The 26,360-nt window shown below is 70.0% G+C and carries 24 protein-coding genes; 12 read left to right on the top strand and 12 right to left on the bottom strand.

Annotated elements, in window-relative coordinates; all coding sequences use genetic code 11:
- Nucleotides 1–71: 71 nt before the first annotated feature.
- Nucleotides 72–2,045 carry an ABC transporter ATP-binding protein gene (locus AB0O34_RS01510; protein ID WP_363911388.1) on the bottom strand — a complete coding sequence of 658 codons (1,974 nt, stop codon included), beginning with the start codon at nucleotides 2,043–2,045 and terminating at the stop codon, nucleotides 72–74.
- Nucleotides 2,046–2,178: 133 nt separating this feature from the next.
- Entirely contained in the window at nucleotides 2,179–2,322 is a 144-nt protein-coding gene (locus AB0O34_RS01505; RefSeq protein ID WP_363911386.1) for a hypothetical protein, read from the bottom strand.
- A 661-nt stretch (nucleotides 2,323–2,983) separates the two neighbouring features.
- Here AB0O34_RS01505 and AB0O34_RS01500 point away from each other — a divergent pair.
- The 5 genes from AB0O34_RS01500 to AB0O34_RS01480 all read left to right on the top strand — a co-directional run bounded on the left by AB0O34_RS01500 (nucleotide 2,984) and on the right by AB0O34_RS01480 (nucleotide 9,539).
- Nucleotides 2,984–5,023: a LuxR C-terminal-related transcriptional regulator gene (locus AB0O34_RS01500; RefSeq protein WP_363911384.1), complete on the top strand. Its 2,040-nt coding sequence runs from the start codon at nucleotides 2,984–2,986 to the stop codon at nucleotides 5,021–5,023.
- 458 nt (nucleotides 5,024–5,481) lie between these two features.
- A complete protein-coding gene (locus AB0O34_RS01495; protein WP_363911382.1) occupies nucleotides 5,482–6,270 on the top strand; it encodes an AMP-binding protein in 789 nt (262 codons plus the stop codon).
- 162 nt (nucleotides 6,271–6,432) lie between these two features.
- Complete coding sequence (locus AB0O34_RS01490) at nucleotides 6,433–7,719, top strand: extracellular solute-binding protein (RefSeq protein ID WP_363911380.1); 1,287 nt, start codon at nucleotides 6,433–6,435, stop codon at nucleotides 7,717–7,719.
- A 60-nt stretch (nucleotides 7,720–7,779) separates the two neighbouring features.
- Complete coding sequence (locus tag AB0O34_RS01485; protein ID WP_363911378.1) at nucleotides 7,780–8,667, top strand: sugar ABC transporter permease; 888 nt, start codon at nucleotides 7,780–7,782, stop codon at nucleotides 8,665–8,667.
- A complete protein-coding gene (locus AB0O34_RS01480; protein WP_363911376.1) occupies nucleotides 8,664–9,539 on the top strand; it encodes a carbohydrate ABC transporter permease in 876 nt (291 codons plus the stop codon). The genes AB0O34_RS01485 and AB0O34_RS01480 overlap by 4 nt, the downstream gene beginning before the upstream one ends.
- Before the next feature lie 23 nt (nucleotides 9,540–9,562).
- On the opposite strand, the gene AB0O34_RS01475 is transcribed toward AB0O34_RS01480, so the two are convergent.
- Entirely contained in the window at nucleotides 9,563–10,555 is a 993-nt protein-coding gene (locus AB0O34_RS01475; protein WP_363911374.1) for a DUF5937 family protein, read from the bottom strand.
- A 100-nt stretch (nucleotides 10,556–10,655) separates the two neighbouring features.
- On the opposite strand from AB0O34_RS01475, the gene AB0O34_RS01470 reads away from it, so the two are divergent.
- Entirely contained in the window at nucleotides 10,656–12,023 is a 1,368-nt protein-coding gene (locus AB0O34_RS01470; RefSeq protein WP_363911372.1) for an MFS transporter, read from the top strand.
- 29 nt (nucleotides 12,024–12,052) lie between these two features.
- On the opposite strand, the gene AB0O34_RS01465 is transcribed toward AB0O34_RS01470, so the two are convergent.
- The 3 genes from AB0O34_RS01465 to AB0O34_RS01455 all read right to left on the bottom strand — a co-directional run bounded on the left by AB0O34_RS01465 (nucleotide 12,053) and on the right by AB0O34_RS01455 (nucleotide 14,197).
- On the bottom strand, nucleotides 12,053–13,024 hold the full coding sequence (locus tag AB0O34_RS01465) for a zinc-binding dehydrogenase (protein ID WP_363911370.1): 972 nt from the start codon (nucleotides 13,022–13,024) through the stop codon (nucleotides 12,053–12,055).
- 177 nt (nucleotides 13,025–13,201) lie between these two features.
- Complete coding sequence (locus AB0O34_RS01460) at nucleotides 13,202–13,720, bottom strand: AAA family ATPase (protein WP_363911368.1); 519 nt, start codon at nucleotides 13,718–13,720, stop codon at nucleotides 13,202–13,204.
- A 90-nt stretch (nucleotides 13,721–13,810) separates the two neighbouring features.
- On the bottom strand, nucleotides 13,811–14,197 hold the full coding sequence (locus AB0O34_RS01455; RefSeq protein WP_363911366.1) for an ATP-binding protein: 387 nt from the start codon (nucleotides 14,195–14,197) through the stop codon (nucleotides 13,811–13,813).
- A 233-nt stretch (nucleotides 14,198–14,430) separates the two neighbouring features.
- Here AB0O34_RS01455 and AB0O34_RS01450 point away from each other — a divergent pair, with 233 nt between their 5' ends.
- The 3 genes from AB0O34_RS01450 (at nucleotide 14,431) to AB0O34_RS01440 (ending at nucleotide 16,995) form a co-directional block, all read left to right on the top strand.
- A complete protein-coding gene (locus tag AB0O34_RS01450) occupies nucleotides 14,431–15,258 on the top strand; it encodes a helix-turn-helix transcriptional regulator (protein ID WP_363911364.1) in 828 nt (275 codons plus the stop codon).
- Nucleotides 15,249–15,443 (top strand): DUF397 domain-containing protein, encoded by a 195-nt coding sequence (locus AB0O34_RS01445; RefSeq protein WP_363911362.1) that lies wholly within the window; start codon nucleotides 15,249–15,251, stop codon nucleotides 15,441–15,443. The genes AB0O34_RS01450 and AB0O34_RS01445 overlap by 10 nt, the downstream gene beginning before the upstream one ends.
- A 238-nt stretch (nucleotides 15,444–15,681) precedes the next feature.
- Nucleotides 15,682–16,995 carry an AAA family ATPase gene (locus tag AB0O34_RS01440; RefSeq protein WP_363911360.1) on the top strand — a complete coding sequence of 438 codons (1,314 nt, stop codon included), beginning with the start codon at nucleotides 15,682–15,684 and terminating at the stop codon, nucleotides 16,993–16,995.
- On the opposite strand, the gene AB0O34_RS01435 is transcribed toward AB0O34_RS01440, so the two are convergent.
- From AB0O34_RS01435 to AB0O34_RS01420, 4 genes are all read right to left on the bottom strand, one after another.
- Complete coding sequence (locus AB0O34_RS01435) at nucleotides 16,996–18,072, bottom strand: LacI family DNA-binding transcriptional regulator (protein ID WP_363911358.1); 1,077 nt, start codon at nucleotides 18,070–18,072, stop codon at nucleotides 16,996–16,998.
- Between the two features lie 115 nt (nucleotides 18,073–18,187).
- Nucleotides 18,188–18,979, bottom strand: a complete 792-nt coding sequence (locus AB0O34_RS01430) for an IclR family transcriptional regulator (protein ID WP_363911356.1) — start codon at nucleotides 18,977–18,979, stop codon at nucleotides 18,188–18,190.
- A gap of 96 nt (nucleotides 18,980–19,075) precedes the next feature.
- Nucleotides 19,076–19,813, bottom strand: a complete 738-nt coding sequence (locus tag AB0O34_RS01425) for a CoA-transferase subunit beta (RefSeq protein ID WP_363911354.1) — start codon at nucleotides 19,811–19,813, stop codon at nucleotides 19,076–19,078.
- A complete protein-coding gene (locus AB0O34_RS01420) occupies nucleotides 19,810–20,619 on the bottom strand; it encodes a CoA-transferase (RefSeq protein ID WP_363911352.1) in 810 nt (269 codons plus the stop codon). The genes AB0O34_RS01425 and AB0O34_RS01420 overlap by 4 nt, the downstream gene beginning before the upstream one ends.
- Nucleotides 20,620–20,815: 196 nt before the next feature.
- Between AB0O34_RS01420 and AB0O34_RS01415 the strand changes: the two genes are divergently transcribed.
- The 3 genes from AB0O34_RS01415 to AB0O34_RS01405 all read left to right on the top strand — a co-directional run bounded on the left by AB0O34_RS01415 (nucleotide 20,816) and on the right by AB0O34_RS01405 (nucleotide 24,913).
- Nucleotides 20,816–22,414, top strand: coding sequence for a benzaldehyde dehydrogenase (locus tag AB0O34_RS01415; RefSeq protein ID WP_363911350.1), 1,599 nt, complete (start codon nucleotides 20,816–20,818; stop codon nucleotides 22,412–22,414).
- Between the two features lie 25 nt (nucleotides 22,415–22,439).
- Nucleotides 22,440–23,693 carry an MFS transporter gene (locus AB0O34_RS01410; RefSeq protein ID WP_363911348.1) on the top strand — a complete coding sequence of 418 codons (1,254 nt, stop codon included), beginning with the start codon at nucleotides 22,440–22,442 and terminating at the stop codon, nucleotides 23,691–23,693.
- A 77-nt stretch (nucleotides 23,694–23,770) separates the two neighbouring features.
- Nucleotides 23,771–24,913 (top strand): glycerophosphodiester phosphodiesterase, encoded by a 1,143-nt coding sequence (locus AB0O34_RS01405; protein WP_363911346.1) that lies wholly within the window; start codon nucleotides 23,771–23,773, stop codon nucleotides 24,911–24,913.
- Here AB0O34_RS01405 and AB0O34_RS01400 read toward each other — a convergent pair.
- Together AB0O34_RS01400 and AB0O34_RS01395 are read right to left on the bottom strand one after the other, a co-directional pair.
- Nucleotides 24,868–25,377: a cysteine dioxygenase family protein gene (locus AB0O34_RS01400; RefSeq protein ID WP_363911344.1), complete on the bottom strand. Its 510-nt coding sequence runs from the start codon at nucleotides 25,375–25,377 to the stop codon at nucleotides 24,868–24,870. The genes AB0O34_RS01405 and AB0O34_RS01400 overlap by 46 nt on opposite strands.
- The gene (locus AB0O34_RS01395) at nucleotides 25,374–26,273 is read right to left on the bottom strand and encodes an amidohydrolase (RefSeq protein WP_363911342.1); all 900 of its coding nucleotides are present in this window, start codon (nucleotides 26,271–26,273) and stop codon (nucleotides 25,374–25,376) included. The genes AB0O34_RS01400 and AB0O34_RS01395 overlap by 4 nt, the downstream gene beginning before the upstream one ends.
- Nucleotides 26,274–26,360: the final 87 nt, after the last annotated feature.

The following is a 26,360-nucleotide window of genomic DNA, read 5'->3' as shown; positions in this document are numbered from 1 at the left end:
GGTGTCACCAGGGCACTGTGATCAGGCCAGCCACGTTCCTTCATCGCGCTTCAGGCACGGGCGCGGGGGGATCAGACCTGGGTCGGGGCCCCCTTCCTCTCGCCGGTCGCGCTGTAGGCGCTGGCCTGGATGTTGTACAGGTCGGCGTAGATGCCGTCATGGATCATGAGCTGGTCGTGGGTGCCCTGCTCCACGACCTTGCCGTGGTCGAGGACGTAGATGCGGTCGGCGTAGCGCACGCTGGCCAGGCGGTGGGTGATGAGCAGGACGGTGCGGCCGTCGGCGTGCCTGCGGATCCGCTCGAAGAGCGCGTGCTCGGCGCGGGCGTCCAGCGCGGCCGTCGGCTCGTCGCAGATCAGCAGCGGCGCGTCGCGGTAGAAGCCCCGGGCCACCGCGATGCGCTGCCACTGGCCGCCCGAGGGCTCGTGCCCGTCCTTGAACCGGCGGTCGAGCATGGTGCGGTAGCCGTGCGGCAGCTCGGCGACCACCTGGTCCGCTCCCGCCACCTCCGCCGACGCGAGCAACGCCTCCTCGCCCTTCTCGAGGCCCATGGAGATGTTGTCCTTGGCCGTCAGCGGCCAGCGGGTATGGTCCTGGGCGATGACGGCGATGTGCCGGCGGAGCTCCTCCTGGTCGACGTCGGCGATTTCCACCTCGTCCCACCGGACGTGCCCGCTCGCGGGGTCGTACAGCCCGGCGAGGATCTTGGACAGGGTGGTCTTGCCCGAGCCGTTCTCGCCGACGAGGGCGACCACCTCGCCCTTGTCGATGTGGATGGACACGTGGTCGAGTGCGGGAACCTCCTTACCCGGATAGTTGAAGGTCACATCGTCGACCGTGATCCGCTGGAAGGCCGAAGGCGCCCCGAGAGGCCGGGCCGGACCCATGCGGTCGCGGGCCTGGGCGCAGAAGTCGAGGAAGTCGGTGAAGTAGAGGCCCTCCTCGTACAGGCGGTTGGTGGAGTACATCAGGTTGGCCAGGGAACTTTGACCCGAGCGGATGGCGAGGACGGCGGTGCCCGCCACGGCCAGCGGGACGGCGCCGATCGCGAGCAGGACGCCGAGGGCGATGTAGACCAGGGCGGTGCCGACGCCGCCGAGCGCCTCGCCGATGACCCTCGCCACCGTCTGCCGCCGGGCGAGGTCGACGACGACATCTTGCTCGGCGCCGGCCACCGCGTCGTACAGCCGCATGAGGAAGCGCCGCATGGTGAACGAGCGGACCTCGGCCGCGGTCTCCCTGTCGGCCATGAGCTCGGTCAGGATCCACTTGCGCCGCTGGACCGGTATCAGGGAGTACATCGTGGTGTAGCGCATGCGGGCCGAGCGGACGGCGGCCCAGGCGTCGGGGATGACCGCCAGCACGAGCAGGGGCAGCAGCACGGGATGCAGGATGCCGAGCACGCCGGCCGCGGCGCCGATGCCGATCAGCCCGGTGAGCACGTCGATCGCCGAGTTGACCACGGTGTCGACCATGGTCACACCGCGCATGCGGGCCCGCTGCAGCGAATCGTGGAAGTCGGGGTCGTCGAAGCAGATCAGGTCGACGCGGCTGGTCAGCTCGTACAGCTGTTTTTCGGCGATGCGGCCGACCTGTGGCTCCAGCCGGGACTGCGCCCAGCCGGCCCCGGCCTGCAGGGTCGTGCGCAGGGTGGCGGCCACGCCGACGAGTATCAGGCTGGGCAGGGCGGCCCTGACGCGGTCGGGAGTCGGGCCCCCGGAGAACAGCGCCTGCAGCACGCCGGTCGTGGCGAGCAGCCCGAAGGCGGTGAAGACGCCGCCCAGCACGCTCAGGGAGATCGTGGCGACGGTGTCGCGCGGGCTCGCCTGCCAGGCCATGCGGACGGCGTGGCCGACGAGGGCGGGGAGCCTGCGCGCCACCGTGAGGAAGCCGACGCCGGTCATCGTGACGATGTGGGCGTTCCAGTCGTTGAAGTCGACCTCGCCGAGATCGACCAGTGCGTCGTCGGTGGCGGAGCCGCCGGGTGGCGGGTGCTTGGGGGTGGAGCCGTCCGGGACGGAGGTTTCCGGGGGAAGGTCGGCCATGCTCGCAGTGTGACCGGCGGCACTGACAGTTAAACCCGCCGCCGTAAAGCGGGCATTTAAGTTGAAAGTGGCAATTACTTTGGTTTGGCCCGCTTATGCCGGGCGGAGCCGGTCATTACGGGGAGCGTGGCGGTTACCTCGGGCGAAAGGGGCTGGCCCATTTGATCTTGCTGGCCGACGGCTCCGGGAGCTGGGCGGCAAGGCGCTCGGCCTCCTCGTGCAGGGCCGCGATGAGGAGGAGTTCGAGGCTCAGGTCTTCCAGGTCGGCGGTTTCCATCTGAGTCTCCCGACGTGAGGTGCCTTACCGGCCCGGAGGTCCTCCGGGAGGCCGGTGCTCGTGGAATCTTACCTTCCGTGACCGTAGATCGCAGCTCCAGCCATTGACGATCACTCTTCGTACAGAGTGGACAGGCCGGAACGCCGGTTCGGGAAGGGCCTTTTTCTCTGTCCGGAAACGGGCCCGAGGGGGAAAGCGTGGATTCGTTCTCGCGTCACCGTCGATCTCCGTCGTCGCTCGTCCGATCTGCCCGCCGAAACACACTTCACACGGGAACGTGCCAGGGCTCGTGTCCGGCCCGCCGCGGCGAGGCCGTCCATGCGACGTGATCACAGCAGAGTAGCCAATATGATCACAATTACGGAAGGTCGGAAATTGAGAAAGTAGTTAACATTCTGTGGCCGCCGTCGGGGGCCGTCGCCGTCTTGACAGATCCGATCTAGGTGCATGGCGGGACTCGGCGCACCTGGATGGGACAAAGCACCCGGTCGCATTGACCGGAGAGTTCACTCGTCCGTAGAAATCTACAAAGAGTTTCGCTTTTCTCGGCAGACTTGGCCGCCTCCACCAGGGGTGACGCGAATAGCGCCATCAGTCGAGCGCGCTCCGTTATTTGGTGTAACACTTGCGTAATGGCCAGCCCCCCTGCCTCCGGAGGCGTATGACCGCCACCACCGACTTCCCGCCGGAGCCCACCAGCTTTGTGGGCCGACAATCCGATGTGGACGAGTTGGCGCAACTCCTCGCCGTGAGCCGCGTGGTGACGCTGTGCGGCGCCGGAGGCATCGGCAAGACCCGCCTCGCGCTGAAGGTCGGCGCCGAGATCGCGGAGCGGTTCCCGGGCGGTGCGCGGCTGGTGGAGCTGGGTGGCGCGGCGCAGCCTCAGGAGATCGCCGCCTGTGTCGCCGCGGTGCTCCGCGTCTCGCCCGAGGGGTCCCACTCACACGAGGACGCCGTCGTGGAGGCGATCGGAGACCGCCGCGTGCTCCTGGTCCTCGACGGCTGCGACTCCCTGCCCGACGACTGCGCGCGGCTGTGCCGGCGGGTGCTGTCCGCCTGTCCCGAGGCCAAGATCCTCGCCACCGGCCGCCGGCCGTTGGGGCTCGCCCGCGAGACGGCCTGGCGGGTTCCCCCTCTGACGCTTCCCGAGGAAGGCGACGACCGCTGGACCGGCGATCTGGCGTCCTGTGAGGCCGTGCGGCTCTTCCACGACCGCGCGGAGAAGGCGCGGCCCGGGTTCACGCCGGCCCGCGACGGTATCGCCTCGCTGGTCCGCCGGCTCGGCGGCATCCCGCTCGCGATCGAGCTGGTGGCGGCGACGATGTGCGAGCTCACCGTCGAGGAGGCGGTGGCGCGCACGGGCCGCCATTTCCGGGAGATGAGCCCGCCCGTTCGCGAGGGGGCGATCTCGCGTCACCGTGTCGTGGCCGCCACCATCGACTGGAGCTACCACCTGCTCAGCGATCCCGAGAAGGCGCTGCTCCGACGGGTCACCGTCTTCAAGGACGGATGGACGCTCCGCATGGCCGAGCAGGTCTGCGCGGGGAGCGGCCTCTGGGTCGAGGACGTGCCGCCGCATACGCGCGGCCTGATCTCCAGGTCACTGGTCGTGCTCGACGGCGAGATGGCGGGCGAGGCCCGCTACCGCCTGCTCCGCCCCATTCGTGACTACGCCGCCGAGCGGCTGAGCACGGCGGGGGAGGAAGACCGTTTCCGGCGCCGTCACCGCGACTACGTCCACCAGGTCGCGGAGAAGTTCGACGCGGCGATCAAGCCGGGCCCGCACACGCCGTGGCCCACGAGCGAGCGCCTGCTGCGACAGCTCGAAGGGCTGAAGCCCGACCTGGCCAGTGCCATCAGGTGGTCGATCGACATCGGCGACCCCGAGCCGGCGATCCGCCTGATCGTCAACCTGCGCTGGGTGGTGATCGGCGCCGGCACGTGCCGGTTCCAGGTCGCCGCGTGGCTGGAGCGCCTGCTCGCCACCGCGCCGCCGCACCTGCCGGGCACCCTGCGCGGGCAGGCGCTCGCCCTGCGAGGCACGCTCGCGCTGATGCAGGGCAGGCGGGACGAGGCGGGCGAGTACGCGGAGGCCGGGCTCGCGTCCTACCGCTCGGCACAGGGCCTCGCGGGCGACGCGCTCGCCCTGATCCTGTTCGCCCTCCTCGACCAGCCCGTGGGGCCGGCCGGGCCGACCGGCTCGACGCGGCCGGCCGGGCCGGCCGGGATGCCGGGGCCGGTGGGACTGGCCGCATCGGCCGAGCCGGCCGGGCTCACGGCGCGCGGGAGACGGATGACCGCCGACCAGGCGATGGCGTACGCCTTGGAGATCACCACCCAGGACGATCGCCACCCCGAGCCCGGCACCATCACCGGGCCGCGTGCCCCCGCGCCACCCGGCGGGCCACCCACCCCCGCGAGCCGCCTCACTCCGGGAAACACCGTCACCGAGGGGAACTCCCTCGCTCCCGGGAACCCCCTCGCCCCGGGGGCCACCCTCACCGCGCGGGAGCAGGAGATCGCCCTGCTCATCGTCCAGGGGCTCAGCAACCGCGCGATCGCCGCCGAGCTGGTCATCAGCTCGGCGACCGTCGCCCGGCACGTGGCCAACATGCTGGCCAAGCTCGGTTTCTCCTCGCGCACCCAGGTGGCCGCCTGGATGGTCGAGTGGGGCGCCTACAGGTCGGGCGCCCGCGACTGAGCCAGGGAGAGCTCGTACATAGGTGGGCGGGCTTATGGTCACCCTCCGAATGCGCAGTGTGGAGCATGGGCGGGACCAGGCCTTCCGGCTTAGGTTGGTGGCCTGATCGGTCGGTGGCGGCCGTCCTCCGGTGACCCCGGGCGGGGGGCTCGTGGGAGCGGCGCGTACAGGCCACGGGCCGGTCGGCGCAGGAACGCCGCGTGTCCCGCGTGACGGGCGAGGTCACCTCGGAGGGGTGGAGACCGAGCCCCAGGGGCACGCGGCCCGCGAGCTCGGGTCACGGCACGTCGTGGCGCCGCCGGCCCGAGCTCGTCCCCGCCTGCCGGCCGGCCTCACCGCGGCCGGCTCCGGTCAGGTTCGGGACGGCACATATGTAGGGGCCCGCGGCCCCGGCTACACAGTTATCTACACACATTGGCGGATCCCGTAGAGACGCGGCAGCCCGTACCGTCGTCCGAATGACGTCCAGCACTTTCCCGGCGACCGCCACCGTGACCGGTGCCCTGCTCGGCACGGCCGTCGAACGAGGTGACCGGCACGCTCTGGTCGACCTCGCCGGGGGGGCGGTCTACACCTACCAGCGGCTGGCCGCCTCCGTGACGAGGGCGGCGGCGGGCCTGGTGAAGCGCGGCATGAAGGCGGGGCAGGTCTCGGGCGTCTACGTCCACACGGTGCCCGCGCAGATCGTCGCCCTGCTCAGCGTGATCGCCGCCGGGGGCGTGGCCCTGCCGGTGAGCGTGAGCAGCGGCATCGCCGAGATGGCCGCGCTGTTCACCCACCACGACGTCCGCCTGCTGTTCACCACTCCCGACCTGGTGGAGGCGGCGAGCGAGGCGGCCGACGCCTCGCGGGTGCGGCAGATCGTGACGTTCGGCCCCACCCCCGACACGGTGGACTTCGACGAACTGCTCGACATGGGCGAGACGCCCCGGCCGCAGACGGCCCCCGCCACCGAGCCGGCCGTCGCCATGGCGGACGGCGTGCTCACCCACCGGGAGTTCCTTGCGGGCGTGCGCACGCTCGACCGTACGGCCGACCTGGTCGCGTCGGACGTCGTCCTGGTGGCCTGGCCGCTCGACGGCGGGTGCGACATCCCCGTGCTGGTGAGCCTGGCGCTGATGCGCGGCGCGACGGTGGTCGCGGTGCCGGGCATCACCCGCCCCCAGCTCCGGAGCATCGTCCACGACTTCGGCATCACCCTCGCGGCCCTGGTCGACGAGGACCGCAAGGTGATCACCCGGCTCTGAGGGATGCGCCCTTTGTCCTATGCAGAGACGTTATTTGCACGCTCTTGACGATCTGCTGTGAGAAGTGGCTTGATTGCCTACTGACAACGTTGTCACCAACGGCCTGGTAGACGGGGGCGGGCTTAAGTGGACAGCCTCCATCAACCTTGAAGGGACCAAAGAATGCGACGACGGTGGATGTCGGCCGTCGCGGTCACCGTGGCAGGCGTTCTCTCCCTCTCCGCGTGTGGCGGTGGTGGTGACGCGAACGGCACCGGCGGGCAGACGGCGAAGAAGCAGGTCGAGGTCTTTTCGTGGTGGACGGGCCCCGGCGAGGCCGACGGCCTCAAGGCCATGCGGGAGATCTTCGAGAAGCAGAACCCCAACCTCACGTTCTTCGACGCCGCCGTCGCGGGCGGTTCGGGTGACAAGGCGCGGGCGCTGCTCTCCAGCAAGCTCCAGGCCAACCAGCCCCCGGACACCTTCCAGGGACACGCCGGCGCCGAGCTGCAGGGCTACATCAAGGGCGGCAAGCTCGAACCGCTGAACTCCCTCTATGACGAGCTCAAGCTCAAGGACGTCTTCCCGCAGCAGCTGGTGGACCAGATCACCTACGAGGGCAACGTCTACTCGGTGCCGGTGAACATCCACCGCTCCAACGTCCTGTGGTTCAACCCGAAGGTCCTGAAGGACGCGGGCGTGGCCGGAGCGCCGAAGACGATCGAGGAGTTCATCACCGACCTCCAGGCCGTCAAGAAGACCGGGAAGATCCCGCTGTCGATCGGCTCGGAGTGGACGGCCGTCCACCTGCTGGAGAGCGTGCTGCTCGGCTCCCTCGGCACGGACGCCTACAACGCGCTGTGGGTCAAGGGCGCGGACTGGTCGGGCCCCGCCGTCACCAAGGCGCTCAACGACTTCGGCACGATCATGTCGTTCACCGGCGCGCCGCAGGACGACTGGCAGCCCGCCGCCAAGCAGGTCGCCGACGGTGCCGCCGCCTTCAACATCATGGGCGACTGGGCGTACGGCTACTTCCACAACTCCCCGGACGGCGGCCTCGGCAAGACGTCCAAGCGGGACTTCGACTGGGCGGCTTCGCCGGGCACCGACGGCACGTTCCTGTGGCTGTCCGACAGCTTCACCCTCCCCAAGGGCGCTCCGAACAAGGACGGCGCTCTGGCGTGGCTCAAGGTCGCGGCGAGCAAGGAGGGCCAGGACGCCTTCAACCCCAAGAAGGGCTCCATCCCGGCTCGCAAGGACGCCGACAAGTCGCTCTACAAGGACTACCTGGAGTGGGACCTCGGCCAGTGGGCGAACGACAAGCTGGCGGGTTCGATCCAGCACGGTGTTGTCGCCAACGACGCCTGGAAGACGGCCATCACCGAGGCGGTCGGCCTGTTCCTGCAGAGCAAGGACCCGGCCAAGCTCCAGGCGGCGCTGGTCGAGGCCGCCACGGCCAACAATCAGTGAGCTGATCTCGTACGGCCCGTGCCCGCACGTCGCGGGGGCGGGCCTTCACTGGGGGTATCTGTGTCGCGCGTCAAAAGATGGCTGCCAGGCCTGCTCCTGGTGACGCCGTCGATCATCGCGATAGCGGTCTTCGTGTACGGAATGCTCGGATGGAACTTCAAGCTGGCGATGACCGACCAGCATGACGAGATCTCCGAGGGCGAGTTCGTGGGCCTCACGAACTTCTTCTCCATCTGGGAGCAGGAGCGCTGGGGCATCTCGGTCCGGCACGCGATCGTCTTCACGCTGGTCTTCGTGGGAGGCGCGCTGGTCCTCGGCTGGCTCCTCGCCTTCCTCATGGAGAAGGGGATCAGGGGTGAGGGCGGCTTCCGGGCCATCTACCTGTTCCCGATGGCCATCTCCTTCGTCGCCACCGGAGTCGTGTGGCGCTGGCTGATGAACAGCGGCCAGGACGCCCAGGCCGTCGGCCTGAACCGGCTCTTCGACGGCCTCGGCCTCGGGTTCCTGCAGAACGAGTGGTACCGGGGCCAGGACTGGGGAATGGCGGCGATGGCCATCCCAGCAATCTGGCAAATGTCGGGATATGTCATGGCGCTGTACCTGGCAGGGTTCCGCGGCGTTCCCGAGGAACTGCGCGAGGCCGCGCGGGTGGACGGCTGCAAGGAATGGCAGGTCTACCGGCACATCGTGTTCCCCTTCCTGCGGCCGGTCACCCTTTCAGCGCTGATCATCCTCGGGCACATCTCGCTCAAGGTCTTCGACCTGATCGTCTCGGTGTCCGGCAAGCAGATCATCACCGACGTGCCCGCCGTCTTCATGTGGGTCGCCGTGTTCGACGCCCACGACCCGGCCAAGGGCGCGACCATCGCCGCGTACATCGTGCTGACGGTCGCCGTTTTCGTCGTGCCGTACCTGGTCTGGAACGCCCGTAGGGAGAAGCGATCATGAGCACGGCCGTCGAGGCCCCGCCCAGGGCCGGGCACGAGGCCCCGCCGGTCGCCCAGCAGGCGCGCTGGCCGGTCTACGTGCGGTTCGTGTTGCTGATCGGCTTCGTCCTGGTCTTCCTGATCCCGATCTACGTCCTGCTGGTCACCAGCTTCAAGCCGCTGACCGAGGCGGACCCGAGCCAGGCCTGGAGCCTGCCCAAGGTCTGGACGACCGAGGCCTGGCAGGTGGCCTGGGACAAGCTGAAGCCGGGCATCGCCAACAGCTTCCTGCTGGCGATCCCGGGGTCGATCATCTCGGCCGCGCTGGGCGCGATGAACGGGTTCGTCCTGTCGAAGTGGCGCTTCCCCGGCGCCGATCTGGTGTTCACGCTGTTCCTGTTCGGCATGTTCATCCCCTACCAGGGGGTGATGATCCCGCTCGTCCAGCTCATGGTGGACCTGGGCGTGTACGGCGGCATCCCCGGACTGATCCTCGCCCACGTGGTCTACGGCATCCCGATCTGCACGCTGATCTTCCGCAACTACTACGTGACGATCCCCGACGAGCTGATGGAAGCGGCCAGGGTCGACGGCGCGGGGATGCTGCGGAGCTTCTGGTCGATCGTGATGCCCGTCTCCGGCCCCGCGGTCGCCGTCGTGATCATCTGGCAGTTCACCTCGATGTGGAACGACTTCCTGTTCGCGGTGTTCCTCACCGGGCCGACGTCCTGGACGACGACCGTGATGCTGGTCAACATCGCGGGCGCGCAGACCGTCCCGTACAGCCAGCAGATGTCGGCGGCGATCCTCGCCTCGATCCCCACGATGGTGGTCTACGTGCTGCTCGGACGGTTCTTCATGCGCGGCCTCATGGCGGGCGCGCTGAAGGGCTGACTTCCGCGAGGGCCGGCGGGGCGTCAGCCGCCGCCGGCCAGCGCGTCGCCGAGCGGCGTCCGGTGGTACAGGACCGAGCGGCCCACGCGGGTGCCGGTGATCAGCCCCGCCTCGCGGAGCGCGGCCACGTGGTCGCCGGTCCCGCCGATGCTCAGCTCCAGCAGCGCGGCGAGCTGAGTGGTGGTGGCCGGGGTACGCAGCAGGATCGTCGCCCGCGTCTTCCCGATGAGCTTCGCGAGCCCCGTCGAGGGCCGCTGCTCCACGGCGATCCCCCGGGCGGGATAGACGATCGCGTACGGCCACGCGTCCTCCAGGTAGACGCCCACCTCGCTCGGGCCGAAGACGCTCGGCACGAGCAGGAGCCCCCGGCCGCCGAGCCGGTGCCTCTCGTCGTCTCCGGGGCCCGCCATGCGCACCTCGACATGACCGAACCGGCCATCCGAACGCCAGCCGACCCGGGGGCTGAGGTCGTCGAGCGCCGCCGCCCAGCCGTACGTCGCGAGGCGTCCCGCGCGCTGCACGACGTCGCGTTCGAGGATCGCGTGGAACCGTGACCAGTCGGGCTGGATGATCTCCTTCCAGGCGGCGTCCAGCACGTGCGCGAACACCTCGACCACGTCCGGCCGGTCCAGGATCGCCATGAGGTCCGGCGGCGGTGGCCGCCTGCCGCGCAGGTTCCTGGCGATCTCGTCACGGGCCTGCGCGAGGGGCGTCGCGCGCACCGCGGCCAGCTCGTCCCCGAAGGCGACGTTCACCCCGGTCGGCGGCGGGGCGATGAAGTCCGCGTTGTAGTCTCCGCGCCGGAACAGCGCCACCAGGGCCGCGAGGCCGGGCATCTCCCGCACCAGCCGCCCGTACTGCTCACGCCTCCGGTCGGCCCACGGCCGGTGCACGCCCGCCTGCTGGTTGCCTGACAGGATCCACAGGGCGTGCAGGGTCTCGATCAGCGGTGAGATGGCGAACCGGCTGGCCACGACATCCTGCGGGCTGACCTCGATACGGATCAGCCTCGCCAAGGGTTCCCGCCCATGCGACTAACCTTTCGCCTATTTCCGAAATCTTAGCCAAGCTCCCGGCCGCTGGCCCAGCATCGTCCCCGAAGAGGAGGTGGCCGGTGTGAGTGAGGGATCTGCGCGTCAGGCGACGTTCGGTGAGGTGTTCGCGGTGCAAGAGTTCCGCGTGCTCTTCGGCAGCTTCACACTGCTGGTGGCGGGCGACACGGTCAAGATGCTCGCGTTCTCCGTGCTCGTGTACGGGCGCACCGGCTCGGCGGGGCTGTCCGCGCTCGCCTACATGAGCGGTTTCCTGCCTTATGTCATCGGCGGAACGTTCCTGCTCTCGCTCGCCGACCGCGTGCGTCCCCGGCGGTTGATGATCGTGGGCGAGCTCGTCCGCGTCGCCGTCTGCGTGGCCCTGGGGTTCGCGGGGCTGCCTGTCTGGGCCATGCTGCTTCTCGTCGTGGTCACCGGGGCGCTGAGCCCGGTCTTCGGGGCCGCGCGGACCGCGACGCTTCCCGAACTGCTGCCGGGCGACGCGTTCGTACTCGGCAGGTCCGTCCTGACGGTCACCTCGGCGGGGGCGCAGATCGGCGGCCTCGCGGTGGGCGGCGCCGTCCTCACGGTCGCCGGGCCGGGGGGAGCGCTGCTGATCACCGCGGCCCTGTCGGCCGTCGGCGCGCTCGTCCTCAGGCTCGGACTGCCCGACCGCCCCGCGCGAGCGTCCCTGGTACGCGACGCGACCCCGCCAGGAGCGCAGGCGCCGCGTGACCAGGCGCCGGCACGGGAAGCCGTGCGGGCGAGGAACCCCGTACGGGCGACGCTGCGGGTCAACCGGCTGCTGCTCGCCGACCGACGCGTCCGCGGGCTGCTGCTCGCCGACCGACGCGTCCGCGGGCTGCTGCTCGCGGCGTGGGTTCCCATGATGTTCGTGGCCGGCGCCGAGGCCGTCGTGGTGCCCTACCTCAGCGAGCGCGGGGAGCCGTCGCAGGCCGGCCTGGTTCTCGCGGCGTTCGCGGCGGGGATGGCGGCCGGGGACTTCGTCGTCGGCAGGTTCGCCGCCCCCGCGCTGCGCGAGCGCATGTCCTTCCCGCTCGCCCTGGCGGCCGGGGCGCCGATGATCGGGTTCGCCGCCCGGCCCGGCCTGGCCTGGTGCCTGGCGCTCGCCGTGCTCACGGGGCTCTGCCTCGCCTACAACCTGGGCCTTCAGCGCAGGTTCGTCGACGCGGTCCCCGAGGACGAACGTGGCCAGGCGTTCGGCCTGCTGACCTCGGGACAGATGACGACCCAGGGGATGGGCGCGGCGCTGGCCGGCCTGCTCGCCGAGATGGTCCCCGCGCACCTCGCCATCGCGCTGACCGGAGCGGGCGGCCTCCTTGGCGCTCTCGCCCTCGTACGGCACCTGCGCCCGGAACGCCACCCCATCCATCCGGCGCCGCCCCGCGCGCAGCCGGATTCCCTCCAGACGGGGGTGGCTCCCGGCCCGTAGAGCAGTGGTGGGGCCCGGGCCGGGTGGGGTCACACCAGCAGGAGGGTCTTTCCGATGACCTCGCGGGCCTCGATCGCGGCGTGCGCGTCCGAGGCCCGGTCCAGGGGGAAAGTCTTGCCGATGACCGGCTTGATCCGGCCCGCCGCCGCCTCCGCCAGCGCCCGCTCGGCCAGCCCCTTCTGCTCGGCGGAGGTGAACCGCACGTCCTGGATGCCCCGCAGGGTGATGCCGCGCCCCCGTGCGGCCTCGGGGTCGATCGGGCTGAAGCCGCCGCTGGGTGCGCCGTGCGCGGAGAACCGGCCCCCGCTCGCGGTGATCTCGAACGCGGCCAGCCCGGCCTCCCCGCCCGCGCCGTCGAACACCACGTCGGGCCCCGCGCCGCCGGTCGCGTCCCGGACCCGCTCGGCCCAGCCCGGTTCGGTGTAGTCGACCGCGATCTCGGCGCCCAGCTCACGGGCGAAGTCGAGCTTCCGCTCCCCGCGGGCGGCGGCGGCGACCCGCGCGCCGGCCGCGCGCGCGAGCTGTACGAGCAGGATCCCCATGCCGCCCGCCGCCGCCGTGACCAGTACCCACTCGCCGGGCTTGACCTCGGCCGCGCCGAACACGCCGAGTCCTGTCACCCCGTCGGCGAGCAGCGCGGCCGCCTCTGCCAGGCCGAGCCCCTCGGGCAGCGGGATCAGCGCCTCCATCGGCACCACGGCCTGCTCGGCGTAGCCCCCGCCGCCGCCCGTTTTGGCCACGACGCTGCGACCGAGCCAGCCCCGGTCGACCCCCTCGCCCACGGCCAGCACCTGCCCGCCGACGCCGCCGCCCGGCACGTACGGCGGCTCGGCCGAGAAGAACTGCCGGCCCCAGCCCGTGCGGATCTGCGTCTCGACGAACAGCGTGTCGGCGACCGATACGTCGATCACGACTTCTCCCGGCCCGGCGACCGGGTCGGGCACCTCGGTCGTCTCCAGAACCTCGGGCCCTCCAAAACGCTTCACCTGTGCTACCCGCATGACTGCCACTCTCCTGGTACGACGATGTCCCGTGGAGAGCAGTCTTGAACCTCAACCAAGGTTCAGGTCAAGTCGGCGGCGCCGCTAAAGGGCGTTCAGCGCGGAGACGAGCTACCGCTCCTCGTGGTCGAAGTGCGCCTCCAGCTCTGCCACCCGGAGATCTGCCGTTCGCGTGGCTCAGGTGGCTCGCAGCCACTCGGCCGCACTGCGGGGCGATGTGAACCGTATGACCTGGACGTGCTGGAAGCGGGGATCGCCGGTGCGCTGTCCGATCGCCGTGCGCCTGGCGGCGTGCTGGGACCACGCCCACCTCGCGGGGTGTTCACGGCTGAGCCAGCCGGACCAGGTTTCCACGTTGCCGCCGAAGATCCGCTCGCGGCGCAGGGTCCGGCGCAACGACCGGCGCAGGATGCGGGGCATGATCACGGCTCGCGAGTAGTCGAGCCAGACCACGGTGTCGGCGCGCGTCCACAGCAGATCGCGGACCTCGGGATAGCCGAAGGAGTCGAAGACCCAGCCGGGGGTGGAAGCGATCTTCGCGATCTGCTGGTGAAAGTCGGGATTTGTCGCCCAGTCGGGACCGGTGAAGTGAAGGGAGTCCATCTCGTAGAACGGCAGCCGAAGCCGTGCCGACAAGGCCCGCGCCATGGTGGTCTTCCCCGCCCCGCTGATGCCCGCCACAAGAATCCGTTCCACCCGCGAAGGTTACGGAACGAGCAACTCGGCCGCGAACGCCTGACACCGTGATCGTTCTGTTCCGCTCCCGACCCATCGGTTCGCAGGTGATCACACTTTGACTTCGCACCAGACGACCCGCCCGGTCTCATCCTCGTCGACCCCCCAGCGCTGAGAGATCTCCTCGACGAGGAACAGGCCGCGACCGCCCTCGCCGCAGAGGTCACCGGAGACGCGGGGCCGGGAGTCCGAACCGGCATCCCTCACCGTCAGCCGGATGGCCTGATCGCATTCCAGCAGCGTGATGCTCACCGGCCCGCCGTCCCGCGAATCCGAGTGCAGCACGGCGTTTGTCGTCAACTCCGAAACCAGAAGCGTCACATCGTCCAGCGCCGGGTGCCCCAAGCCCAACGTCCCCCGTACGAACGCTCGCGCCACCGCCACGGAAGCGCCCGTCCCGACCAATTCCAGGGACCCCGACAGCTTGTCCACCGTCATTTCCACCTCACCTCTTTCGCGGTGCGGAGTGACACGAAGAGAGCCCGAACTGCTGGGGGAGTGTCATCCGGTCCACCGGAGCCTGCGTGCCAGAAGGAGTTTTCGCCTCTCCAGCTTGGCCAGCCTGCGCTACTGTGTGAAGTCATCTGGTAACTCATCGCTAGCACTCTTCGAGTGTGATGCTGATGGCTACCGCGAGCTACCCGGGGTTAATCCTGTTCAGGGGAGGATCCATGCCGCAGCCAGTGGAGTTGAATCCAGAGGCTTCCCCGCTGGCGCTCTTCGGCTTCGAGGTGCGTAGGCATCGTCTGGCCGCCAGGCTGACACAGAACCAGTTGGGCAAAAGGATTTTGTTTTCCACCAGCATGGTCGGCATGGTCGAACGGGGTGAGCGCAAACCCGAGAGGATTTTCGCGGAACGCTGTGACCAGGTTCTCGGCCTCGACAAAACGATGACGAGCCTCTGGTTGATGGTCGATCGATGGAAGGAGTCGGCTCCCCGCTGGTTCCGCGAGTACCTGGACGCCGAACAGGAGGCCACGGCGATTCGCAGCTGGGATCCCCTCGTGCTTCCCGGCCTGTTCCAGATCGAGCCGTATGCTCGGCACGTCCTGTCAGGAGAGCCAGGAGTCGCAGCGGACCTGGTGGAACAGCGTCTCGTAACCCGTATGCAGCGAAAAGCAGTGCTTAACCGAGACAGCCCTCCTATGGTTTCCGTCGTCATCGACGAGGGAGTCCTCTACCGGTCAATCGGTGGCTCGGCGGTCATGCGGCAACAACTGGAGTACCTTCTGGAGGTCGCACAAGATCCCAGGGTGACCGTCCAGGTCGTACCCTTCGCAGCGGAGTCGACCTGCGGGCTGCTGGGCGCGTTTGGAGCAGCCGAACTGCCCGGTTACCGGACTATCGTCTGGGTGGACTCGTCAGGGCAGGGCGAAGTGACGGATAATCCAGAAGTCGTTAAGCCGATTATGGGTCGCTATGACGCGATTCGCGCCGATGCTCATCCGCAGCGTGTGTCTAAAGGGATCATCGAGGAAGCGAGGGCGAAGTGGACCTGAGCGACGCCAAATGGCGTAAGTCAAGCCGGTCCGGATCGAACGGGGCAGCTTGCGTCGAAGTGGCGACGAACCTTCCTGGGGTGGTGGGGGTGCGGGACAGCAAAGACCCGGGCGGTCCCTCGGTTATCGTCACTTCCGATGGGTGGCGCACTTTCCTCGGCGGAGTGAAGAAGGCGATGGAATGACCAGCCTGAGTGACGGGCTGAAGATCTCGGAGTAGCCGGAATCTGGGAGGACGGCGAGGCGGCACCCTCATCTGCCGAAGAATGCCGGGGGTGCCGGCGACCGTCTTCTACAGACGAAGGCCGTGAGCACGTACCGGCCGGCCGCGCCAAGTACCGGCCGGTCGTGCCAGGTGGCCGGGTGCTGTGGTGACCTTCTACGTCTTATCGTTGCAGCAGGCAGGAAGGCAGCGATCACGGGTTGGAGTCGACGGTGCACATCGCCGAGTTCGAAGTCGCAGGCGTGCGCGGCTTCTCTGGTCCGCGCGCGGCGAATCTGCGGCTGACCAGGCCAGATGGCAGCCACGCCGGTTGGACCGTTCTCGCGGGGCGCAACGGCTCCGGCAAGACCACTTTGCTGCGCGCCCTCGCCCTCGCTCTTGCCGGGCCTTCGGTGGCCCGGAGCCTCGTACCCGCCTTTGACGGCTGGATCTCCCACCAGGCCACCCAAGGCACATCCCAGGTCCAGATGGTCTTCGACGCGGAGACGGACAGGCTCACGGGCCGTACGCGGCGCCGGCCGCCTGGTAGCAGGCTGTCCGCGGGGCTGACCTGGAGCCGCGAGCTCATCGATGAGTCAGGGCACTACGGGACCCAGCCGACTATGCGGGCTTATGGAGCCACCGCCCTTCGAGGTCCGTGGGCGGACAATCCGCAAGGTTGGTTCTTCGCCGGGTACGGGTCTTTCCGTCGCCTGGTCGGTGGCTCATCCGACACGCAGCGCCTCATGGTAAGCACCGGGCCCGTGTCGCGTCTGGCCAGTTTGTTCCACGAGGACGCTTCCCTGGCTGAGAGTGTGAGCTGGCTCGTCGACCTGCATCTACGCCGGCTGGAGCAGCGCGAAGGCGCCGCCGACCTGCTGAACTTCGTCACGGGCCTGCTCAACGACGGGCTGCTGCCGGATGGTTTCCAGATCGACCGGGTCGACAGTGAGGGACTGTGGGCCAGGAGGGACGGGGAGCTCATCTCTCTTCGTGAGATGAGCGATGGGTACAGGACTGTCACAGCACTGGTGCTTGTTCTGACCCGCCAGCTCCACCAGGTTTTCGGCACCGAAATGACCACCACGCTCTCCGACACGTACGTGGTCCCGATGCCGGGAGTGGTCCTCATCGACGAGATCGACGTCCACCTGCATGTCAGCTGGCAGAAGAAGATCGGTGAGTGGCTCAAGGAGCATTTCCCGGCGATCCAATTCATTGTGACCACGCACAGCCCTTACATCTGCCAGAGCGCCGATCCCGGAGGTCTGATCCGGCTTCCTGGGGTGGACGAACATGTGCCTCCTCGCGTCGTCGACGACGATCTGTACGAGCGCGTGGTCTACGGCAGTGGCGACGACGCGCTTCTCACTGACCTGTTCGGCATGGACTCGCCCTACTCCAACCACGCCGAGGAGATGCGGCGAAGGCTCACCGAGCTGGAACGAGCCGTCCTTCGGGGGACGGCTTCTCCCGCGGAAGTGGAGGAGTACGAGCGCCTGCGGGAGACCCTCACCAGCTCGCTCGCCGCGTGATCAGCGGTGTGGGGGGAGCTCGCCGGAGCCTCGGGGGATGAGGCGGGTGGGGAGCTTGATGCCTTCGGCGGGGCCGTCGTCGCCGGCGAGGCGGCGGAAGAGCAGCTCGGCGGCCGTACGGCCGAGCCCGGCCGGGTCCTGGGCGATCACGGTGACGGACGGGGTGAGGAAGTCGGCCAGCTCGAAGTCGTCGAAGCCCACGATCGCGATGCGCGCGGGAGAGATCGCGATGCGCGCGGGAGATGCGGCGCCCAGGCCTTGGGCGTTGAGGGCTTCCAGGGCCCGCAGGGTCGCGACGGTGGTGCGGCCGTTGCCGGTGAACAGGGCCGTGGGCGGGTCGGCCTGGTCCATCATGCGTTCGATGTCCGCGTGGATGCGCCGCTGCTCGGGGGCACCCATGGCGACCAGCGACCCGTCGTACGGCAGGCCGGCCGTCTCCAGGGCCTCACGGTAGCCGCGCAGGCGTTCGCCGGCGGTGTAGATGCGGGCGCTGTCGCCGAGGAACCCGATGCGCCGGTGGCCGTGCGCGATGAGGTGCGCCACCCCCGATCGCGCGCCGCCGGCGTTGTCGCACAGCACGGTGTCGACGTCCAGCCCGGGACCGGCGGGGCGGTCGGCGAAGACGGCGCGGATCCCGGCGCTCAGCTCGGGGGCGAGGTAGCCGTGGTCCGATCCGGCGGGCACGATGACCAGCCCGTCCACCCGGCGGGCGCAGAAGGCCAGGACCAGTTCGCGCTCGCGCCCGGGATCCTCCCCGGATGAGCCGGTGAAGACCAGCGAGCCGTTGCGGATCGCGACGTCCTCGACCGCGCGGCTCAGCCCGGAGTAGAACGGGTCGGCGACGTCCTCGATGATGAGGCCGATGCTCGCCGTGCGCCCCCGGCGAAGGACGCGGGCGCCGTCGTTGCGGCGGTAGCCGAGAAGCTCGATGGCCTGCCGCACCCGCGCGGCGGTCGCCGCGTTGACTCCCGGCTCGTCGTTGACCACGCGGGAGACGGTTTTGAGCGCGACCCCTGCCGTGGCGGCGACGTCGTTCATCGTGGGCCGCCCGCGTCTGGTCTCTGCCACGGTCCGCATCATCCCGCATTTCAACGGGGTGTGACAACGTTGTCACCCGATCAACCGCCGGAGACGGTGGCCAGGGCGCCGTGGGGGGAGGACGCGTACCCGGGTGTCAGCGTATGGGCTGGGCTCAGGTGGCGGGCAGGGCTGTGCGGTGGGTGCCGGTGGTGGTGTGCAGGTCGGCCTCGATGCGGGCGGCCGTGGCCAGCAGCGGCGGCAGCAGGTCGCGGCGGGCGGACTCGGTGCTGGTGCGGCTCGCGTGGGAGGAGAGGTTGACGGCCGCCACCACCTGCCCGCCACGGCCCCGGATGGGTGCGGCGATCGACCGCAGGCCCTCCTCCAGCTCCTGGTCGACCATGGACCAGCCCTGGGCCCTCACCCGCTCAAGCTCGCCGCTGAGCGCGCCCCGCGAGGTGACCGTTCGGGCGGTGTGCCGCTCCAGCTTGACCTCGGCGAGGTACGCCTCCAGGTCGGCGGGCGGCAGCCAGGCGAGGAGCACGCGGCCCATTGAGGTGCAGTGCGCCGGGAAGCGCGTGCCGATGCTGATCGTCACCCGCATGATGCGGGTGGTGGGCACCCGCGCGACGTACACGATGTCCGGGACGTCGAGCACGCAGACGGAGGCGGACTCGTGGACCTCGGCGACCAGCCGTTCGAGGTGAGGGAGGGCGACCTCGGGAAGGGACAGGCTGGACAGGTAGGAGTAGCCCAGCTCCAGCACCCGGGGTGACAGGGCGAACAGGCGGCCGTCGGTGCGGACGTACCCCAGCTCGACCAGGGTGAGCAGGAACCTGCGGGCGGCGGCGCGGGTGAGCCCGGTGGCGCGGGCGACCTCGCTGAGCGTGAGCTCCGGGGTCGCGGCGTCGAAGGCCCGGATCACCGCCAGCCCACGGGCCAGCGACTGGACGTACTCCTCCGCCATGGTCAGTCCCCTTTCGCGGTGACCGTTATACCAGCAGTGATCGGCTGTGCCGGCAGTGATCGGCTGTGCCGGCAGCGCCCGGAGGTTCGCGGTTGATCATGTCATCGCCCGCAGTGTCGCCAGCTCGTGGTCGGTGGGCGGCGGGGAGACGTCCAGGTCGGGGCTGATGGCGATCGGCCAGCCGGTGGCCTCGCGGACCCTGTCGAGATCGACTCCGGGATGCAGGCGCGTGAGCCGCAGCTCCTCGGTGGCCGGGTCGGGCTCAAGGATCCCGAGATCGGTGATGACCGTGCGGGGACCCCGCCCGCGCAGGCCGAGCCGGGCACGGTCGCCCGCTCCCGACCCGAAGCCCACTGAGGTGATGAAGTCGACGCGGTCGACGAACGCGCGCCGGCTCTGCCGCACGATCACGATCACCTCGCCGCAGGACGCCGCGATCTCCGGAGCGCCCCCCGCGCCCGGCAGGCGTACCTTCGGGTCGTCGTAGTCGCCGATCACCGTGGTGTTGATGTTGCCGTACCTGTCGATCTGGGCGGCGCCGAGGAAGCCGACGTCGATGCGGCCCGGCTGGAGCCAGTAGTTGAACACCTCAGGGACGCTGACGACCGTGTCGGCGGTCTCGGCCAGGACGCCGTCGCCGATGGACAGCGGCAGGTGGCCGGGCTTGGCGCCGATGGTGCCGGACTCGTAGATCAGCGTGAGCTCGGGGGCGTGGGTCCTGCGGGCCAGGTTGGCGGCCGTGCTGGGCAGCCCGATGCCGACGAAGCAGGACTGGCCGTCGCGCAGCCGCCGGGCGGCCGCGATCGTCATCATCTCGTCGGCGGTCCAGCTCATCGGGGGGCCCTTGTGGACATGACGTGGTCCTCCATCCAGGACATGAAGGTCTCGCGGTCGCGGCTGATGGCGTCCCAGGCGGAGTAGAAGTCGTTGTCGCGGACCGAGTAGCCCTGGGTGTACGACGGATGGGACCCGCCGGGGGCGACGGACACGTACTCGACGGCCCACGAGGGGAGCACGATCGCGCCCGGCACCGGGTCGAGCGAGTCGACGACCTCCTCGACCGTGACCAGCGAGCGGCGTGAGGCGAGCACGACCTCCTTCTGGATGCCGGTGATGCCCCAGAGCTGCACGTTGCCCCGCCGGTCGGCCCGCTGGGCGTGGATGACGCCCGCGTCGGGGTTGACGGCGGGCACGGCCGTGAGCTCCTCGCCGGTGAACGGGCAGGTGATCGGCTTGATCGTTGCCGTCACGCCGGGCAGGTCGGTGCCCCGGTAGCCGCGCAGCACCGCGAAGGGCAACCCCGAGGCGCCCGCGACGTAGGCGTTGGCCATGCCCGCGTGGCTGTGCTCCTCGATCTCCAGGGAATGGTTCTGCACGGCTTCACGGAAGCGGTGAAGTGAGCCGACCCCGGGATTGCCGCCCCAGGAGAAGATGAGCTTCCTGGCGCAGCCCATGCCGATCATCTGGTCGTAGACCAGGTCGGGTGTCATCCTGATGAGGGTGAGATCCTGGCGCCCCTGGCGGATGATCTCGTGCGCCGCCGCGAACGGGATGAGATGGGTGAACCCCTCCAGCGCCACGCTGTCGCCGTCGCGCACGAGCCGCTCGACCGCCTCTGAGAGCGGAACCAGCTCGGCCACGCCCACCTCCCCGAGTGTTCGGTTCGCGAACAGAAGTTCTGACTTGGACGGTACTTATGCTAAAGCGGACCAGTCAAGCCGCGGGTAACCAGGGTGTTTCACGGGCGTTGACGCGACGTACCCGCGGGCGTAGTTTGCCGTAGAACGTTCTTGTGAAGAACGCCCGTTCGCATAGCGAACGCCGGAGGTGCTGCTCATGGACGAGCCGTTCGCGGCCGTCGACGCGCAGACCCGCGCCGAGCCGGAGGACCTGGCCGTCCCCGGCCGTCGTGGCGAAGGACGCCCGGTGAGCCCCGGCGGGCGGCACAGCACCATAGAAAGGGGATTCGTCGTGGACTTTCTCGATCCCAAGGTCTGGTCCGGATCGGTGTTCGGCGGCAACGGCTGGGAGCCGTCGCGGGCCGGTGACGCCCCGGTGATCGCGCCCGCCACCGGGCACGAGATCGGCCGGGCCGGTGTCGCCGGTCCCGCGGACGTCACCGCCGCGTCCGCACAGGCGGCCAAGGCCCAGCGCGAGTGGGCCGCCGCCTCGTTCGAGGAGCGCGCGGGCGTCCTGCGCAGGGCGGGCCGCTTGTTCGAGGAGCACGCCGCCGACATCCAGGGGTGGCTGATCCGCGAGTCCGGTTCGATCCCCGGCAAGGCGGGCTTCGAGACCTACGTCGCCGCGCAGGAGTGCTACGAGGCCGCGGCCCTGGCCTCCCAGCCGCCCGGCGAGATCCTGCCGACCGCCAAGAAGCGCCTCAGCCTCGCCCGCCGCGTGCCGGTCGGGGTCGTCGGGGTCATCTCGCCGTTCAACGCGCCGCTGATCCTCGGCATCCGGTCCGTCGCGCCCGCGCTGGCCCTCGGCAACGCGGTGGTGTTCAAACCCGACCCGCGCACCGCCGTCTGCGGCGGCGTGGCGGTCGCCCGCGTGTTCGAGGAGGCGGGGCTGCCCGCCGGCCTGCTGCACATGCTCCCCGGCGGCGCGGAGACCGGGGAGGCGATGGTCGCCGACCCCCGCATCCGCGTCATCTCGTTCACCGGCTCCACGGCGGCGGGGCGCAAGGTGGGAGAGCTCGCCGCCCGGCACCTCAAGCGCGTCCACCTGGAGCTCGGCGGCAACTCCGCGCTGATCGTCCTCGACGACGCCGACCTCGACCTCGCCGTCTCGGCGGGGGCCTGGGGATCGTTCTTCCACCAGGGCCAGATCTGCATGACCGCGGGACGGCACCTGGTCCACTCGTCGATCAAGGACGAGTACGTCGAGCGGCTCGCCGCCAAGGCCGACCACATGCCGGTCGGCGACCCCGCCACCCAGGAGGTCGCCCTCGGCCCGCTCATCGACGAGCGCCAGCGGGACAAGGTCCACGCGCTGGTCACCGGGAGCCTCGACAGCGGGGCCCGGCTCGCGGCCGGCGGCACGTACGAGGGCCTGTTCTACCGCCCGACCGTGCTGACCGACCTGACGCCGTCCGCGCCCGCGTACGCGGAGGAGGTCTTCGGGCCGGTCGCCCCGGTCATGGGGTTCTCGTCTCCGGAGGAGGCGGCCTCCCTGGCGGCCGACAGCGAGTACGGCCTGTCGCTCGGCATCCTGACGGGGGACGCCATGAAGGGGCTGGCCCTGGCCGACCTCATCCCCAGCGGCATCGTCCACATCAACGACCAGACCGTGGACGACGAGGCGGTCGCGCCCTTCGGCGGGGTCGGGGCCTCCGGCACCGGATCGAGGTTCGGCGGCACCAGGGCCAACATCGAGGCGTTCACCGACACGCAGTGGGTGACCATGCAGGGCGACATCGCCCGATACCCCTTCTGATGGCCACCGGTAGGCTCCCGGGCCGATGACCAGTTCCACCACGGACCCCGAGCCCGAACCGGGACCCGCGCACCCCCTCACCCCCGCGACCGGCACCGGAACCGACCCCGCATGGCTCGGCCGGGGACAGCTACTGCTGATCGCGGGATTCGTGCTGGCCTCGCTCAACCTGCGGCCCGCCCTCGCCGGGGTGTCGCCGCTGCTCAGCGAGATCATGGACGACGTCTCGCTGAGCCCCGCGGCGGGCGGGGCGATCACCACCGTCATGGTGGTCTGCCTCGGCCTGCTCGCCCCGGTCGCGCCAGTCCTGGCGACGCGCCTCGGCCTCGATCGCACGCTGCTGATAGGCCTGCTCATCCTCGCCGCGGGGGTCGTCCTGCGCGGGGTGGGCGGCCTCGTCGCGCTGTACGCCGGGTCCGCCGTCGCGGGCACGGCCATCGCCATCATGAACGTGGTCATGCCCGGCGTGGTGAAACAGCATTTTCCCCACCGCGTCGGGCTCTTCACCGGCGTCTACGTCTCGGGCCTGGTGACGGGCGCGGCCACGGCGTCGGCGATCATGGTGCCCATCGAGGAGGGGTACGGCTGGCGCGCGGCGGCCGGATCCGTGGCGGTCCTGGCACTGGCGGCGGCGGCGCTGTGGGCGCCGCAGGCCCTGCGGCGGCACCGTCGCGACCGGGACGGCGGCGGGCACAGGCCGTACGCCATGCTGCTGCGCAGGCGCGTGACCTGGTACGTCATGGCCTTCATGGGCTTCCAGTCGCTGACGTTCTACATCATGCTGGCCTGGCTGCCGACGATCTTCCGTGACGCGGGGCTCCCCGCCGACCAGGCCGGCTACCTGCTGGCGCTGACCAACCTCGCGCAGATCGCCGCCACGCTCACGGTGCCGGTGCACGCGGGAGGCGCCCGGTCGCAGGTGCCGCACATCGTGGTGGCCGCGCTACTGACCGTCGCCGGGTATCTCGGCGTGCTGTTCGCCCCGATCACGTTGCCGTGGCTGTGGATGATCGTGCTCGGGGTCGGCCAGGGAGCCTCGATCGCGCTCGCCCTGCTGATCATCGCCCTGCGGGCGCCCGACCCCGCCTCGGTCACCGCGCTGTCGGCGGTGGCGCAGTCGTCCGGCTACCTGCTCGCGGCCCTCGGTCCCTTCCTCATCGGGCTGCTCCACCAGCTCTCCGGCGGCTGGACGCTGCCGCTGGTGACCGGCCTGCTCGTCTGCGGCGTCCAGCTCGGCTTCGGCGTCCTCGCCGGGCGTCCCGTGCCCGCCGAGGCGTGACCCGGCGGGCACCCGGTCACGGGAGCCCTCTGCGTGTCGACGGAGGATGGGTATTTGACCAGGCCTAATATCGACCGGTGATCGTCTTTCCGTGGGTACTGGCCGGTGTGGTGTCCCTGCTGCCGGGCGGAATGACCGCCGTCTCCGCCGCGCACGGCGCCGGCGGGCCCGGCCCCCGCCCGATCGTCATCGGGCACCGGGGCGCCTGCGCGTACCGGCCGGAGCACACCCTGCTCTCCTACGAGACCGCCATCCGGATGGGCGCCGACTTCATCGAGCCGGACCTGGTCTCGACCAGGGACCACGTGCTCGTCGCGCGGCACGAGAACGAGATCTCCCACACGACCGACGTCGCCACGCATCCGGAGTTCGCCACGCGCAGGACCACCAAGGTGATCGACGGGCGCAGGCTGACCGGGTGGTTCACCGAGGACTTCACCCTGGAAGAGCTGCGCACGCTGAGGGCGGTGGAGCGCCTGCCCGGGCTGCGTCCCGGCAGCGCCGCCTTCGACGGCCTGGCCGGCATCGCGACGTTCGACGAGATCGCCGCCCTCGCCCGCCGGACCGGCGTCGGCCTCTACCCCGAGACCAAGCACCCGGGCTACTTCGCCTCCATCGGGCTCCCCCTGGAGGGGCCGATGCTCGCGACGCTTGACCGGTACGGCTGGCGCGAGCGGTCCGACCCCGTGTTCATCCAGTCCTTCGAGACGGCCGGCCTGAAGGCGCTGCACGGCAGGACGCGGCTGCGGCTCATCCAGCTCCTGGAGTCCTCAGGGGCTCCCGAGGACCTGGTCGTCGCGGGGGATCCGCGCACCTACCGCGATCTGGCGACGCCCGAGGGGCTGCGCGAGATCGCCTCGTACGCCGACGGCATCGGCGCCTCCACCCGCCTGGTGGTGCCGATGGACGCGGATGACACCCTCGGGGCTCCGACCACGCTGGTCGCGGACGCCCATCGTGAGGGCCTGGCCGTTCACGTCTGGACGGTCCGCCCGGAGAACTCGCAGCTCCCCGCCGACTTCCGCGTGGGCGACCCGGCGGCCCCCGGGTACGCGAGCGCGCACGGCGACGTGGCCGGCTGGCTCAGGATGCTGTACGAGCTCGGGGTCGACGGCGTGTTCACCGACGACCCCGATGTCGCGAGGCGTACCCGTGACGGGCTCAGGACCGAGGGTCAGACGAGCGCCTCGGCCTCCGTCTGGCGCAGCTCGTCCGCGTAGCTGAGAGAGACACGGCGCATGACGCCCTCATCGCTGATCGAGTACTGGCCGAGGCGCCACAGCGGGGGAGAATAGGCGTGGATCGACACGCTGGTCTCCGCGTGGCCGTTCACCCGGTGGATGTGGTCGGGCCCGAACGAGATCGACTCGCCCTCGGACAGGAGAGTCTCCAGGTGCGCGCCCCCGATGCGGGGGTTCGACTCCTTGAGCGTGCCCGCCACGACCCTCAGGGCGCCGGAGGACACGTCGTGGTCGTGCCATCCGGTGTCGTCGTCCGGGCGCCAACAGATGAGCCACACGTCGACGTAGGAGTCCCTATAGAGGGAGGCGTAGTGGCGGGCCTCTCCGGCCTCGCCGAACGTGACGTGGTGCGACCAGAGCTCAGGTCGCTCCGCCAGTTCTTCGACGAGATCGCGCAGCTCGCGCTTGTCGAGAAATCGGTCAGGCAATGACTCCCAGCTCATCTGGGCACAACTCCTTCCATATTTAGCAGGCGCATCGGATTGGTCACCGATATCTGGTGTGTGGCGGCCTCGCCGAGCATGGCTTCGGGGGGTGACGCGTACGGGGCGTCCGAACCGAGGACGACGACCTCGATGCCGAGCACCCGGCTGATCGCGTCGATGGCCTTGTGGCCGTAGGACGAGGTCTCAAGGAACGCGTTCGGATCGACGACGCCCCGGGTGGAGCCGCCTCGGGCGATGAAGCGCTCCACGTGCAGGGGTGCGAGGCCGCCGAGCAGCGCGAAGCAGACGCGGAGCCGAGGGTGCCGCGGGCGGCCGAACGCCTGGAAGGCGTACCAGGCGGCGTGCATCTGCTGGACGTACGAGACGACCGCCGGCCACCACGCGGGGCCGTCCGGCGCCCCTGCCGGGCCCGGGTGGACGAACAGCGGCCGGTCGCGCTCCTCAAGCAGGTCGAGCAGGGGCGCGACCCGCGCGAAGCCCTCGGCGTCGAGCAGGGTGGTCGCGGGCAACTGGAGACCGGCGAAGCCGCCGTCCAGCACCTTGGCGGTGCGCGCCGGGTCGATCTCGGAGACGCAGGTGGAGGCCCAGGAACCGAAGGACGCGGGCAGGTCGAGCGCGCCCTCGTGGTAGGCGTTGAGCAGCGGCCAGGCGTCGGCGGGCGGCAGGTGCTCGATGCCGAGCGGGCTCGACAGCGACACCAGGGCCAGGTCGATGGCGTGCTCGCGGTTGAACGCCAGCCGGTGGCCGAGGTCGTGGTCGAGGGGGTTCGCCGCGAAGGGCTCCTCGCCGTCGAGGAACAGCGTCCAGTCATCGAGGAACGGCGGCTCGCCGCGCGCCCGTAGCGCGTCGACGAAACCTGGCGTCCAAATGTGCTGGTGCACATCGATGCTCACCGCTGTCACCTCCTGAGACCACTGTACCCGACAATTCCTATCGACATTATCGGGTATGTCTGGGTACGTCCCGTGAAACGGTTCACT

Source organism: Sphaerisporangium sp. NPDC088356 (assembly GCF_040685555.1).
Classification (GTDB): Bacteria; Actinomycetota; Actinomycetes; order Streptosporangiales; family Streptosporangiaceae; genus Sphaerisporangium.
Note: the sequence above shows the minus strand (reverse complement) of the source record. Positions and strands in the feature narration are given on the sequence as shown.

Coding starts and splice junctions, on each gene's coding strand:
- AB0O34_RS01425 (WP_363911354.1), bottom strand. CDS start 19,813: ATGAGCTGGACCGCCGACGAGATGATGACGATCGCGGCCGCCCGGCGG.
- AB0O34_RS01490 (WP_363911380.1), top strand. CDS start 6,433: ATGCGACGACGGTGGATGTCGGCCGTCGCGGTCACCGTGGCAGGCGTT.
- AB0O34_RS01430 (WP_363911356.1), bottom strand. CDS start 18,979: ATGGCGGAGGAGTACGTCCAGTCGCTGGCCCGTGGGCTGGCGGTGATC.
- AB0O34_RS01505 (WP_363911386.1), bottom strand. CDS start 2,322: ATGGAAACCGCCGACCTGGAAGACCTGAGCCTCGAACTCCTCCTCATC.
- AB0O34_RS01510 (WP_363911388.1), bottom strand. CDS start 2,045: ATGGCCGACCTTCCCCCGGAAACCTCCGTCCCGGACGGCTCCACCCCC.
- AB0O34_RS01400 (WP_363911344.1), bottom strand. CDS start 25,377: ATGAGCTGGGAGTCATTGCCTGACCGATTTCTCGACAAGCGCGAGCTG.
- AB0O34_RS01435 (WP_363911358.1), bottom strand. CDS start 18,072: ATGCGGACCGTGGCAGAGACCAGACGCGGGCGGCCCACGATGAACGAC.
- AB0O34_RS01500 (WP_363911384.1), top strand. CDS start 2,984: ATGACCGCCACCACCGACTTCCCGCCGGAGCCCACCAGCTTTGTGGGC.
- AB0O34_RS01465 (WP_363911370.1), bottom strand. CDS start 13,024: ATGCGGGTAGCACAGGTGAAGCGTTTTGGAGGGCCCGAGGTTCTGGAG.
- AB0O34_RS01410 (WP_363911348.1), top strand. CDS start 22,440: ATGACCAGTTCCACCACGGACCCCGAGCCCGAACCGGGACCCGCGCAC.
- AB0O34_RS01480 (WP_363911376.1), top strand. CDS start 8,664: ATGAGCACGGCCGTCGAGGCCCCGCCCAGGGCCGGGCACGAGGCCCCG.
- AB0O34_RS01455 (WP_363911366.1), bottom strand. CDS start 14,197: ATGACGGTGGACAAGCTGTCGGGGTCCCTGGAATTGGTCGGGACGGGC.
- AB0O34_RS01450 (WP_363911364.1), top strand. CDS start 14,431: ATGCCGCAGCCAGTGGAGTTGAATCCAGAGGCTTCCCCGCTGGCGCTC.
- AB0O34_RS01495 (WP_363911382.1), top strand. CDS start 5,482: ATGACGTCCAGCACTTTCCCGGCGACCGCCACCGTGACCGGTGCCCTG.
- AB0O34_RS01415 (WP_363911350.1), top strand. CDS start 20,816: ATGGACGAGCCGTTCGCGGCCGTCGACGCGCAGACCCGCGCCGAGCCG.